The organism is Pectobacterium peruviense (assembly GCF_003312355.2).
In the GTDB taxonomy this organism is placed as follows: Bacteria; Pseudomonadota; Gammaproteobacteria; order Enterobacterales; family Enterobacteriaceae; genus Pectobacterium; species Pectobacterium peruviense.
In genome coordinates this window covers 3,258,920-3,270,554 of record NZ_CP161826.1, presented here as the reverse complement: position 1 = coordinate 3,270,554, position 11,635 = coordinate 3,258,920, and the positions used below count along the sequence as shown (strand labels likewise).

At 55.6% G+C, this 11,635-nt stretch carries 16 protein-coding genes; all 16 read right to left on the bottom strand.

Annotated features, from left to right (window positions below):
* Positions 1-67 precede the first annotated feature (67 nt).
* Positions 68-547: a DUF6631 family protein gene (locus tag DUT67_RS14855; RefSeq protein ID WP_113632160.1), complete on the bottom strand. Its 480-nt coding sequence runs from the start codon at positions 545-547 to the stop codon at positions 68-70.
* Positions 548-1,297 (bottom strand): hypothetical protein, encoded by a 750-nt coding sequence (locus DUT67_RS14850; RefSeq protein WP_113632161.1) that lies wholly within the window; start codon positions 1,295-1,297, stop codon positions 548-550.
* Positions 1,284-1,478 (bottom strand): hypothetical protein, encoded by a 195-nt coding sequence (locus DUT67_RS14845; RefSeq protein WP_145984876.1) that lies wholly within the window; start codon positions 1,476-1,478, stop codon positions 1,284-1,286. The genes DUT67_RS14850 and DUT67_RS14845 overlap by 14 nt, the downstream gene beginning before the upstream one ends.
* Positions 1,466-1,912, bottom strand: a complete 447-nt coding sequence (locus tag DUT67_RS14840; RefSeq protein ID WP_113632163.1) for a hypothetical protein — start codon at positions 1,910-1,912, stop codon at positions 1,466-1,468. Before DUT67_RS14840 ends, DUT67_RS14845 begins: the two co-directional genes overlap by 13 nt.
* The gene (locus DUT67_RS14835) at positions 1,909-2,433 is read right to left on the bottom strand and encodes a gp436 family protein (protein ID WP_113632164.1); all 525 of its coding nucleotides are present in this window, start codon (positions 2,431-2,433) and stop codon (positions 1,909-1,911) included. The genes DUT67_RS14840 and DUT67_RS14835 overlap by 4 nt, the downstream gene beginning before the upstream one ends.
* A 4-nt stretch (positions 2,434-2,437) precedes the next feature.
* A complete protein-coding gene (locus DUT67_RS14830; protein WP_113632165.1) occupies positions 2,438-3,364 on the bottom strand; it encodes a phage capsid protein in 927 nt (308 codons plus the stop codon).
* Between the two features lie 63 nt (positions 3,365-3,427).
* Positions 3,428-3,634, bottom strand: a complete 207-nt coding sequence (locus tag DUT67_RS14825; protein WP_113632166.1) for a hypothetical protein — start codon at positions 3,632-3,634, stop codon at positions 3,428-3,430.
* Between the two features lie 40 nt (positions 3,635-3,674).
* A complete protein-coding gene (locus DUT67_RS14820) occupies positions 3,675-4,034 on the bottom strand; it encodes a capsid cement protein (RefSeq protein ID WP_113632167.1) in 360 nt (119 codons plus the stop codon).
* Positions 4,035-5,243 carry a peptidase gene (locus tag DUT67_RS14815; RefSeq protein ID WP_113632168.1) on the bottom strand — a complete coding sequence of 403 codons (1,209 nt, stop codon included), beginning with the start codon at positions 5,241-5,243 and terminating at the stop codon, positions 4,035-4,037.
* 218 nt (positions 5,244-5,461) lie between these two features.
* Positions 5,462-6,037 carry a phage virion morphogenesis protein gene (locus DUT67_RS14810; protein WP_113632169.1) on the bottom strand — a complete coding sequence of 192 codons (576 nt, stop codon included), beginning with the start codon at positions 6,035-6,037 and terminating at the stop codon, positions 5,462-5,464.
* A gap of 2 nt (positions 6,038-6,039) precedes the next feature.
* Positions 6,040-7,254, bottom strand: coding sequence for a PBECR2 nuclease fold domain-containing protein (locus DUT67_RS14805; protein ID WP_113632170.1), 1,215 nt, complete (start codon positions 7,252-7,254; stop codon positions 6,040-6,042).
* Complete coding sequence (locus tag DUT67_RS14800) at positions 7,244-8,728, bottom strand: DUF935 domain-containing protein (protein ID WP_113632171.1); 1,485 nt, start codon at positions 8,726-8,728, stop codon at positions 7,244-7,246. The genes DUT67_RS14805 and DUT67_RS14800 overlap by 11 nt, the downstream gene beginning before the upstream one ends.
* Complete coding sequence (locus DUT67_RS14795; RefSeq protein WP_113632172.1) at positions 8,725-10,407, bottom strand: hypothetical protein; 1,683 nt, start codon at positions 10,405-10,407, stop codon at positions 8,725-8,727. The genes DUT67_RS14800 and DUT67_RS14795 overlap by 4 nt, the downstream gene beginning before the upstream one ends.
* Complete coding sequence (locus tag DUT67_RS14790; protein WP_113632173.1) at positions 10,407-10,958, bottom strand: phage protein Gp27 family protein; 552 nt, start codon at positions 10,956-10,958, stop codon at positions 10,407-10,409. Before DUT67_RS14790 ends, DUT67_RS14795 begins: the two co-directional genes overlap by 1 nt.
* Before the next feature lies 1 nt (position 10,959).
* Entirely contained in the window at positions 10,960-11,262 is a 303-nt protein-coding gene (locus DUT67_RS14785) for an ArsR family transcriptional regulator (protein WP_113632198.1), read from the bottom strand.
* An 11-nt stretch (positions 11,263-11,273) separates the two neighbouring features.
* Entirely contained in the window at positions 11,274-11,576 is a 303-nt protein-coding gene (locus tag DUT67_RS14780; protein ID WP_113632174.1) for a DUF2730 family protein, read from the bottom strand.
* Positions 11,577-11,635 lie beyond the last annotated feature (59 nt).

The window sequence follows — 11,635 nt, the reverse complement described above, 5'->3', positions numbered from 1 at the left end:
TTAACGTCGAGGATCAGGTTAGCGCTGTCCTGGCCTTGCAGACGCAGCGCTTCCTTGTAATAGAGCGTTAACTGGCGGTGGGTGTAATTCGGGAGTCTCTCGGCGTTATGTCCGGCTCTGACGAGTGTTGCGAAGACGCTGCCGAATCCGACGGTCTGTTGTTTTTGACGTCCAGCACTGTCAGCCGACGGACGGCAGCGGTCATAAAAAAACGTTTGTTAACCGTCCACCACCAGTCCATCAATGTCTGGCCTTCCGATGCGTTTAACGTTGCTGCCCATTCGGTAGGTTTATTAACTGAACGGGCGATCAGTACAGGAATGATGTCTGCATGACGTGCCAGCAACGTTTCGACATCATCGAACGCCAGCGCACGATCTTTCATAACGTCAGCCAGCGCCAAGACCAGTTTTGCGATGGGCTCATGCAGTGTCAGAGAATCCACCAGGCTGTATTCCCGAACCGTCAGTGACTCACCCGCAATGTTGATCTCACGAGATGAAATCAACGTTTCCAGCTCGTTGGTCGTGTTGTTCTGTTCGCTCATTTATGCCGACTCCGCAACGTTGATGATGCGACCAAAACGGCCCAGCAATGGATCGTTAGGGCGGGCTGTATCAAACAGAACTCCGGCAGTGGTCTCTAACGCCGCCAGCGAGGTGTCATTGTTGATTAATGCCAGGGCAGAAACTGGATCGAACGCCAGCGTGTACAGCTCGACAATAACCGCCGCGCCACCTTCAGCTAAGTTGATGCCCTCATAGCGCAACGCGAGGTTTTCGGGCTGAACGCTAAACAGCGTGGTATTGATGCCACCTTCATACTTGTAATTCACTGACACCGCGCCAGCCTGTGCCGTCAGAAACTCGATAGCGCCGTACATCGGATCCACTTCATAGTCAGTACCGGCAACCAGCGTCCCGATCACAACATCACTGACGTTCTGCTGCGCCAGCGTCAGACGATCACCGACAGCGATATTGCTACCGAGCGCCTCCCCCGTCACCGTGCCTGCCGGAATCACCGCGTGTTCGCCATACAGCACTTGCGACAGATTCTGCGGGCTGTATTCATGCCATGTTGACGTGACCGTGCCGTCCTTACTGGTTGGGAAGCGGCGAACCGTGGCTCGCTGGCCGCTGTATGACTCGCGGTGTGTCAGGTTCTCCACTGTCAGTGCCAGCGATAACGCAGAGACATCACCGACCCAGCGCCACGTTTTGGGTTTGCCGTTGGCGTCACGTTTAGCCAGATAGACTCGCCCTTGGCCATAAAAATACGTTTCAGGCTGTGCCATGATCGTCATTCTCCTGCTGCTTTACGTTTTTAACTGCCGGCGCGGATTGGGCGGCGGGCGCGGAAATTAATTCGTGTTCACGGAGCCAGTCCGCGTCGCGGTCACTGACTTCAATGGTTTCACCTGCTGCAACACGCTTACCGTTATGCGTGTGTGGAGCCGTGAGCATTACCTTTGGCATCGCATACCTCCAATAACTCGTTTGGTTTGAAAGGTGTCCATCCACACTAGCGTCCCGGCGTCATAATCCAGCACGTCGCCGCGCAGCCACTGAACGGGTGTGGTATGCAATTTCGACGGCAGAAAACCGATGAGCTGATCGCGCACCTGGCCGATGAGAGGATGGGATTCATGCGCCAGCGCCAGCGCTGCATCACTGCTGTAGTTACGCACGGCAATCGCCACGCCGAATACCATCGACGCGACCTGTGCACGCCCCGTGCCAGGCTCCCCCTGTTCCGGCCCCATCAGCACATACGCCGATGGCGTTGCAAACCCGTTCAGGTCGGTGATTTTGCTGTACTCCACCACCGTTCCGATTGTCGTAAACGGCTGCGGGTCGAGCGCCTGTAGACGGGCTACAATGAGGGAGATATCAAACGGGGCGCTGCTCATTTGCCGTAATCCCTCAGTGAATCCATGCTGAACGTGCGACCGGGGCCAGTGACCTGCGGTGAACCGCCTGCCGGCTTTTGTGTATCGCCGAGGCCGAGACTGAATTTGCCGTCAGCAGCTTCACGTAAAAACCGCAGCGCATCGCGGTAATCACGCACAATCGGGTCGTTGCGCTCATCAGAAATGCGGTGGGCGTGCAATTTGTAACGGGCAATGGAACGTGCCCAGGACGTCAAAATCGGGAGCACGTTAGCTAATGGCAGCGAGTAACCACGTTGTTGCAAATATCCGTCGATCAGGGTTTGGGTTTCTTCAACCACATCACCGATGCGTTTCGTCGCCATCAGCGCGACATCAACCTGCTCGGCTGGCCACTGGCTGGTTTCCTCGCCGCGCAATACCGCATCGAGAATGTCCGGGTGGGCGATAGGCTTGCCGACCTGCTGCGCAACCTGTGACAACTCCACCGCGCCCGGACGCTCGGCGAGTTGTGCGAGTGAGATATACCAGTTCGTGGCCATCGGATTACGCCGCCACGGCGTTCTGGAAGAAGTAGCCGACGTCAGGGGCCACGATCAGTTCTTTGACCGATTCACCGACGCGAACGCGCTGACCACCGCGCATCCCCATATCCTGATCGGGAATAGAGCCGGAAATACGGTTGCCGAACTGTGCCGTCACGCCAAATGTGACTCCCGCCTGGGTATTGGCCAGTTTGTTGCGGTAAATGAACGCGGCATGATTCGCCCAGGTGCGCTGTAGTTGGGGTTTCTGACCTGGCCGCGCGATATTGACGAACGCTGAACCAACCAGAATTTCTTCCAACTCCAGTAGATCGCGCAGGAATTGCAACGGAACCATCCCATCATCGCCCGCTGAGCCGTTATAGGCTTTTACAATGGATGGGTTCATACGCAGCGCCGTAGCAGTTGCACGCCCAAAAATGGCAACATTAGGCCGCATGATCATCTTGTCCAGCGCGGTCACAATCGACTTAATCGGTTTACTGTCAGCTTTATCCCATTGCGCTGCTGCGGCGACGTTCTCTTTGTTGCCTGCTGAGTAGGTATTCGCCGAGAAAACCGTCCGGGCGGTACGCACTTCACGATCCAGTTCAATCAGGTCGGAAACCTGCTCTGTCGCACGCCCCAACGGATCATAGTTTTCCGGCGCGTTATCAATATCTGACTGCGGCACGGGGGCATCCAGTGCATAGTCACTGGTTGATGCCGTTTTCTCATCAGCGCTGAACTCAACCTGGTTCGGTTGAGAGGTGCGGCCAACGTTGGTATTCGGTAACGTGAATCCGTCGGTGAGGTCATATTCCCACCATTTGAATTCAGATTTTCCGACCGGCACTCGCGGCAGAATGCTGTCGGCAATCAGCGATGCGTTGCGGTATGCAATCGCAATCGCGGTCAGGTGCGGGTCAATAGGAAATGGCGCGGCCATGTGAGTTCTCCAGATAATCAATCAGTGCCGGAGCCTATCCCGGCGGCGAGGCGCGGTATTCAGTTACTCGGATGTACCGAGTTGCAGCACACCGTGTTTTTCAGAACCTGAATAGGCAATCAGACCGTTATATTCTGGTGATACCGTCCCACCATCGGCCTCAAACGCAGGGATGCAGCCATGCGTTATCGTGTAGGAGGGCTGACCCTCCGTTTCCGCAAATTCGGCCAGAGATTTGATTTGCGAGGCCGTCAATACCAATTTGTTCATGTTGTCGCCCTGTTATGAGTGCGTGTTGACTGCCAACTGCCTACGACAGTTGCCCTGGTGCAATCCAGACCGAGCCGACGTCATCTTCTGCGCCGTCGTATTCGGCATAGCCGATCACAAACGTCCCGGCAGTCGCGGGGATAGCCCGACCTTCCGCATCGGACGTCAACGGCTGGTCAGCGATAACGTCGGCACCATAGGTGACAGGAGCCAGGCCACTGCGGATCACATCCACCGTGTCACCGATGACGCCATCAACAGCGGTACTCACACCGATAATCAGTGCGGTTCCACCCGTAGCCTGAGTGACCGCCCCTTCAACATCGCCCCGCACAATCAAGCGGCGACGGGTAACGGCACTCTCGGCTTTGTGCCCGGTAATCAGTCCTGGGATATTCATTTATTTCCCCTGATTCTTGACGTGATTGACTGCGTCGGTGGTAGACACCGAACGCCCCAGCTTCAACTGCTCGGCCTGATAGGTACGCGCCTGATCAGCAACGGCGCTCACATCAGCGAAATCCAGCGGCTCGCTGCCTGTGCCGAGTGACTTTTCGGAGAAGTCCATCACATTGGGTTTTTCTTCCAGCAGCTTGCGCAGCAGCACTTCCGGTTTTTCGCTGACAGACGCGGAGCCATCGGCGAACGAAATCGGCTCATTGCCCAGGCTGAACAGCACCTCAACCAGCGAGTTTTTCTGGCGCGGCAGGATTTTTCCGGCAGTCACCAGGCTGTCGGCAAATGACGTGATATCGTCACGGCGCTGCTTTTTTCCCGCCTCTGCGTTCGCTTTCTCTTGCGCCGCAATTTTCGCTTCACGCGCCTGTAGATCGGCTTCACGCTTCGCCAGCTCGTCAGCTGGGGTTGTGGTGGTCGCTGTGCTCGGATTCTTTTCTTTAAGCGCCAGGGCGGCTTCACGTTTGGCCAGGTCTTCTTCTCGTTTGGCCAACGCTTGTTCTTTTTCATCCACGGGGTGCTCCTCGGCATACGCCAGTTGGGGAATAACAGAGTTGTTCGCCTTCGTGGCCATCTCTTCTAACGATTTGATGCGCCACTGCGGCAGGATTTGGTCAGCACGCTCGCTGCCTTCTTTTTCGACGAGATAGTCACGGACGCCACGCAGCAGATCGGCCAGCAACTCCGTTTCAAACGGCAGCGCAAACTCCAGCGGTGCGTTATCGCCGCTGGCTTCTGAGAACTGCACATCAGGTAGGCCTTTTATTGCCGGCGGAACCGCGCCGAGAAAACCGACATGGCGGGCATAGTAATGACCGGGTTTTGGATTGTTGGGCGTGTCAGGCAGGTAAATAGACAGTGAGCGTTTCTTGTAGCTGCCCGCATTGAACGCTTCGGCGAACGCCGGATTAACCTGTTTTGGTTCGGCATAGACCAGCCCGTCACGCACTTCTAAACGTTTAGCCCAGCCATAGGCAGGAGCCGTCAGGCTCGGATGACCGATCACAAATGGCGCTTCAGATAACGCAGGGTCATAACTGCTAGCGAGATCGATGCAGTTATCGAGCGTGAACGTTACCGTCCGCCCATCGACTGCGGTATGAGTCCCTGGTGCGAAAACAGCAAGTGTTGCAGTAGAAGTTTGCGTGGTCATTGTTATCGTCCGTTTTGTATTACGGGACGATGATGACGCAGTGCGCGGGCGGGGTAATCTGCCCTCGTTCAGATAATTTCTGGGCGGGATGGTTCGCGATGCGGCAGAGACAGGGCGGGAGACTGTCAGGAACGTTATTAAAAACTATTATAATACGTTCGCAATAGGCAACTGCGGCCATTGAACGACAAACCGCGCTCAATGGCACACCGTGCGTTTTATCCGCCTTTTTTACGTTGCAGGGACGAGCGGGCTATTTCCAGTAAACGCTCGGTATCCGTGGCTGATACACCTAGCCAGGGGCGAGCGGGGATCGTGATGCTGTAGTTCGGCAACGTGTGCCACTGGCTGAAGTTCGACTTTTTCTTGCTGACGAACTGATTGCCGACCTCTGTTTTCCCGTCGCGGTTGCGTTTGGTTCGGTAATACGCCTGCTGGCTGCGTGCAGCAATCTGTATCGTGCCACCGAATTGATGAATCGCCCCATAAACCCGGTCAGTTCCGAATAACAGCTCGTTGGCGTTAACCTGCCAGCGCAGCGTATTACGCAGATAACCGTCGCGGGTCAGGATTTTGTCAGTGTTCTTGCGCTTACGCTTCTGATAGCGGGAAGAGAGCGACTGCCAGGCCGTGCCATCTGGGGCTTTTTGTTCCGTAAATCGCTGCTGATGCAACTCCAGCAGCCGTTCTCCCATACCCTGCAACATTGTCTGTGGAAATTTTAACGTGTCATCAATCGCGAGCAGCACCTGCAACGCATCACGATAGTCCAAAGCCAGAGTTGCGCCAGCCATCTTCAATTCTCCCGCCGATACAACAGCACGCCGCTGCGCAGAGACTGCAACAGGGTTTCATCTGCTGCAACATTGCCAGCCCAGCCATCCGTCCCGGTTTCAAACACAACAGACGACACAGACGCATCGGGCAACGCAACGCGGGCCAGATAGCGACGGTGGACGACGGATTGCTGCTGCTCAGGAGAGAACACCACCTGCGCCCAAATTTCATCCGGGGACTGAATACCCTGTGCCAGTAGTAGGAGCTTGTCAGATTCGGCTATCTGGCCGTTACCGTTCGGCGCGGCGAACATGTCAGCCCCGATAGCGAGGCGCTGGCCCGTTGCGTCGGTGAAGACAGCAGGCTGTGTCAGTGATGCCTGGAACGCGGACAGAAACGCATTGATAGCGTTATCGCTGTCAGATTGCTGCGTGGCGGGCTGCGGCGGCGGGAGCGCTGGGGAACCCGTGGACGGTGTAGAGAGACTGTCTGGCGATATGTCAGCTGTCAGCGGATCATCACCACGCGGCGGCGGCACTTGGCTAAACTCGCGGGTGCGTCCAGGCGTGTGTTCAAATCCCGGATCGATGCCCAGCGGCACAAACACGGTACGTGGCCCGCCCGGACTGCGCTGACCAATAACCCGCTCGACAAAAGTGATCTGCGGCGCGGTATCCGGGCCTGCTTTCCCCATCCGTTTAATGTCGTCTTCTGTGCGGGCAATCACGCTGCACTGACAGCCCCAGGCATTGATCGGGAAGTGGTAAATCCACCACGGATCATCCCAGCGCAGCACCATGCCATTCCACGCCAGATGCTCTGTGCGCGGCTCGTCAACCACGTCGCTGTGAACATACTCCCAGTACGGGTGCGTTTCACGCATCGCCATTAGCTGCTGATAGCGGCCAGCCATATACGACGCGCGTAGGTTGGTTTCATAGATGACGCGAGAGCGCCATTCAAAGCCGCCGTTATAACTCCAGCCGTAACGCTGGACTATGGCCGCAAACTCTTTGCGGAACTGCTCCAGCGTGCCGCCAGTGATAGCCTTTTCTACCGCTGTGCGCAAATCAGCAACCAGATCGTCACGATTAGCCCCGGCGACCATAAATTCATTATCGTGTTCCGCACCGTAGACGTCCGTCCAGGCATCGGTTTTCGTATTGAGCTTTCGCTCTAAGAAACCGATCTGCTCACGGAACGGGAGCGAACCATAGCTGACGTTACTGGCCATTCATTGCCTCCAGCAGATCATTACGGCCCGCTAACGCGGCAGCTTTCATCGCCAGCGCGAGGGTTTCGGCGTAGTCGTCGATGTTCATTTCGGGCAACAGGTCAGTGAGTCCGTCACGCAGCTGCTCCAGCGAATCGGCGTTATCGACGAGTTCACGTATCTGCGCGATCCACCGGTCTGTGACGGGCTGAAGCTCGGCGTTTAATCGGCTGGCCATCCGGGCTGGGGCATCGGGTTCATGTTGATGTTCAGCAAAGCTGGTTGGAGGCGTACCTGCCACCTCTACGGGTTTTGGCTCCCATTCCCCACCATAAGTGTCTTTGACATTGCCCAGCGTCGGTCGGAACCCTGTTGATTCCACAATGTTGCGGTCACGCTCTGAACGTGATTTGAGGTCTTCCGGCTCTTCAAAAATACGTGATACTTGCGGCGCCGCTGCGCCAGGGAAATTCAACTCAGTCAACCAGCGGCCAGGGCCGCGATTCCACGACTCGCAAATCAGGTCGGCATCCGATTTGGCTATCGAATTCAAAATATCAGATTGCAGCGACTCATCGCCGCCGATCCCTTTTGACGCACCGCCCGAACTGGATATCTGGCCGACAACGACACGACGAATGGCCTCATTCATGGCGTTATACAGCGACTGATAATCTGCGGCACCGGAACGGCCTGCGGCTAACAGTTCGATGGCCATCCCATCGGGCATAATCACGCCCGTATCAGTGGCCAGTGCGCGAGTCAGTGCCAGCAGGTCACGTTTTTGCTCCGGTGTCGCCCCTGCGGGATATTTTCCGGCAACCGTCGGCATCCCGAATTTATCCAGGAACGTCAGCCAGAACTTAACGCCGTTACGCTTGAAGAAGACAGGCCAGTAGAGCCAGTGGGCTAGCCCCAGTCCATAGGGTTCATCATCGTGATCGGCACCGATGGAATAATGCCAAAAATATGGCGCTGGGCATTCAATCCCTTCAGCCATATTGCGCGGGATCAGCAATCGCAGATCCCCTTTTGGCGTATAGCGAAATCGCCTGCGGTCGCGAACTTTTACGTCCTCTATCCACAGCAAATTATCTCTGACGCCGTAGATCAATTCGGCAACGGCATAACCATAAAATACGCCGTAGTGCATCATGCGCGTGATGCGGTCAAACCCCAGCTCAGTAATTTGCTGGCGCATTGCGTCCGCTGCGGCGATATCAATCGGGTTTTCTCCGCCCGCATCGACCTGAATTTCGCGAGACAACAACGCGTCCTGGCGTTGCGTGAGTGCCGATTTCACTTCATCGTCTGCCAGCACCTCACGATAAATCTGTAGATCCTGCGCCCCGCGATGGCGCAGAACGCTGTCATCCGATTGTGCCAATGCCCCCAACCATGGGCGAGTAATATCGTTGCCGTCACCCGTGCTGGCGATTTCCTGCCCCAGTGTTGGGCGTTTGGTTTTCCCTGTCAGACGTTGCCACAGACTCATACATATCCTCCAAAATCATTCGTGCCGCGCACCGTGCCAAACCCCGTATCCGTAATTTCACCGTCCGATGATGAGGCACCATAGCCATTTAAATGCTGGTAGACACTGCGCTGGCCCGCAGACTGAAAGGCAATTTCAGCAGCCAGATTTAGAACGGCATAATTCCCCAGGCAACCCGCAATCGCTGAGTCACCGTGCCGAACCAGTTCTGCATCCTTCAGGTCTTTACGTTCCAGAGCCGCAACCATCGGCACACCATCGATGGTTTCTACCGTACGCAGGTCTTGCGCAATGTTCTCATCACGCGGTAGGTCAATCATGTTGTCTTCAAACAGCCCGGTAAACTTAGGCATCCAGATGCCATACCATTTTCGGTTCAGCGTGATTTCGGCGATGCGCGGGCGACCGTAGCGGTCAGCGGTGTACTCGGCCAGCACCATGCCGGGGCCTGTCGCATCGATAGCCCCGCCCGACTGGCGGGGCAGGTTGTCAATGAACCAGAACAAGATTTGCTGTTGCAGACCGGATGGTACGTTGTGCAGTTCGATGGCGAACGGGACAACGCGCCGTAACGTTTGGGTAATTTCAAATGGCCAGATCACAGAAAAGTGGCGATGGCGGGCAAAGTCCATCCCGAACGTATGGCGTAAATCAGGATCGAGGCAATCCTCCATCACGGGTCGCAGATAATGTTCAATCCACTCAATACCCCAAGACTCGCGTTCTGACTCACTCAAATTGATAAAGTCATCATCCAGCGCCAGACGAACAATCGGACGCTCCTGTGGCATGGCGCGTTCAATCCACACGCCGGGGATACACACCCCATTACCGTCACGCGGAATGGCGTCCAGTTCTTCACGCATTGCCGATTTACGCGGCCCGTATGCATTACGGATACGGCTGTACCAGGTCTTTTTACCGTCAACGGTACAGGGTTCGCCACTCATCGCACACACGCGCTCATAGAGACCATTAGCCACAGCATCATCAAACGTCACGGTAAAAATGGCCGCATCATCACCATATCGTCCAGATTCGATATCCAGACAAAACTGATTAAACGGGTTGTTTTTACCGTTGTGCGAGCTGATCACAACAATACGGCCACCCCAGATCAACAACGCCGTCGCGGCATCGAGTACGCCCTGAACATCAGCATGGAACGCCGCCTCATCAATAACGACCACCCCCTGAAGTCCACGAATGTTCGCGGGGCGAGATGAGAGTGCAGTAACCTGAAAGCCACTGGCGAATCGCACACGATAGGCGGTGATTTGTCGGGTATTTCCCTGGGCATCCTGATCGTCGAAAAGAAATTCCTCAATGCTGGAAACATCCTGAGATTGTTGCTGGGCGATAACGCGGGCGAACTTACCAACATAGCCAATGAACTCCAGCCCTTTCTCCTTGGTGTCACCGATATAAAAGACGTTATTCCCCCCCGCAACCTTCTGCGCCCCGGCAATCAATGTTGAGTTCAACCCCCAGGCAAACGTAATGCCCGTGCGTCGCCCTTTAGGAATGGCCAGAATGGACTTATTGAATTTCAGGCACTCGATTTGATGCGCCATCAGCACACCATCAACAAATGGATTAAACGCAAACGGGATATCACGGGCGCGGGCGGGTAGTTCGTCCCATTCGACGGTACGTATCGTTGATGTTAATGGCTTCATTACTTGATCCCGAGCACACGTTCGCGCCAGAACTGCACCTGATCTTCACTCAGTCCCTGCGCACTGGCCACTTTGTCGAGGTTCTCTTTCTGTTCTTGCAGCAGACGCTCACGCGCTGTGCGTTCGATGTCCTTGCGCTCGTCGATAGAGGCTTTACGTGCCTGAAGGACATCTTTAGCGGCACGAGCAAGATGGCGCACGGTATCAATATCGGGAGTTTCTTCTGCCTGCGCCTCAAATGCGGCATGCGTTGTTAACGTGGTGACGGCCTGCACCATCAGCGCACCGGCTTTCTCGTCGGGGTTTTCACCGAGTTCACTCACCAGCAGTCTTGCCATCTGGTCTTGTTCACGCATGCGGGACACGACCTGCTCAAAGGACTGCTTATAGCGGCCTAATGCGCTGCGAGACGGCGTCTCGTCGGCGTTGGGGAAACGCTGGCGAATGTCAGCGATCAGCTCATCGAGCGTCAGCGCATCTTCTCGCAGTCGGCGTTCGATGTGTGACCGGACATCATTTGGCAACTTATGAATAGTGGATTTACGGCCCATCTCATCCCCCCGCAGCAGGACGTTTGACACCGGGGATCATCGCACGGCCAGCCGCTGCATCTGCACCGCGTTCGGTTAATCTGGCAACCAGCACGGTTTCGATATCGTCAACAGTGACCAGCCCCTGTTCCTCTAGCCAACGCAGTTCAGACTTGACCTGGTCCCGGCTGGGCGCATGGCCATAACGGGTTAACGCCGAATAGATCACCGAGCTGTTGCTGCTGTAGCTGGGCATTTCAGACAAAAAACGCAGAATGACCAGCCGCTGATCTTCGCGTAAAAAATTGGAAAAACTGTTGTTCACCACGCCCTCTCTTATTTGTTCTGCAGTAGATAGTCGTTGATCGTCTCTGTACGGCGAGAAATCGCGGTAACCTGCGTCATAAGCCCGTTTAGCCCCGCTTCGGTGCGGCTCAGGTTGCTAATCAGTTCCGTAACCTGTGCTTGCGTTGGCACCTGTTTCACCTGCGCTTCCAGCGTCGTGATGCGGGTGCGCAGCTCCAGCAACTCCTGTTGACTGGCAGATTGACGACCGATCAGCCAGGTATAAATCCCCACAACGGCCATCACAATCCACTGCAAAAACTGCCAGTTGAAACTCAGTTCATTTATTCCCACAGTCGCCTCCCTGGGCGCATTTGATAACGTCAATCAGTCGGCCAGCACAGAGGCCGTAC

Coding starts and splice junctions, on each gene's coding strand:
- DUT67_RS14855 (WP_113632160.1), bottom strand. CDS start 547: ATGAGCGAACAGAACAACACGACCAACGAGCTGGAAACGTTGATTTCA.
- DUT67_RS14850 (WP_113632161.1), bottom strand. CDS start 1,297: ATGGCACAGCCTGAAACGTATTTTTATGGCCAAGGGCGAGTCTATCTG.
- DUT67_RS14845 (WP_145984876.1), bottom strand. CDS start 1,478: ATGCCAAAGGTAATGCTCACGGCTCCACACACGCATAACGGTAAGCGT.
- DUT67_RS14840 (WP_113632163.1), bottom strand. CDS start 1,912: ATGAGCAGCGCCCCGTTTGATATCTCCCTCATTGTAGCCCGTCTACAG.
- DUT67_RS14835 (WP_113632164.1), bottom strand. CDS start 2,433: ATGGCCACGAACTGGTATATCTCACTCGCACAACTCGCCGAGCGTCCG.
- DUT67_RS14830 (WP_113632165.1), bottom strand. CDS start 3,364: ATGGCCGCGCCATTTCCTATTGACCCGCACCTGACCGCGATTGCGATT.
- DUT67_RS14825 (WP_113632166.1), bottom strand. CDS start 3,634: ATGAACAAATTGGTATTGACGGCCTCGCAAATCAAATCTCTGGCCGAA.
- DUT67_RS14820 (WP_113632167.1), bottom strand. CDS start 4,034: ATGAATATCCCAGGACTGATTACCGGGCACAAAGCCGAGAGTGCCGTT.
- DUT67_RS14815 (WP_113632168.1), bottom strand. CDS start 5,243: ATGACCACGCAAACTTCTACTGCAACACTTGCTGTTTTCGCACCAGGG.
- DUT67_RS14810 (WP_113632169.1), bottom strand. CDS start 6,037: ATGGCTGGCGCAACTCTGGCTTTGGACTATCGTGATGCGTTGCAGGTG.
- DUT67_RS14805 (WP_113632170.1), bottom strand. CDS start 7,254: ATGGCCAGTAACGTCAGCTATGGTTCGCTCCCGTTCCGTGAGCAGATC.
- DUT67_RS14800 (WP_113632171.1), bottom strand. CDS start 8,728: ATGAGTCTGTGGCAACGTCTGACAGGGAAAACCAAACGCCCAACACTG.
- DUT67_RS14795 (WP_113632172.1), bottom strand. CDS start 10,407: ATGAAGCCATTAACATCAACGATACGTACCGTCGAATGGGACGAACTA.
- DUT67_RS14790 (WP_113632173.1), bottom strand. CDS start 10,958: ATGGGCCGTAAATCCACTATTCATAAGTTGCCAAATGATGTCCGGTCA.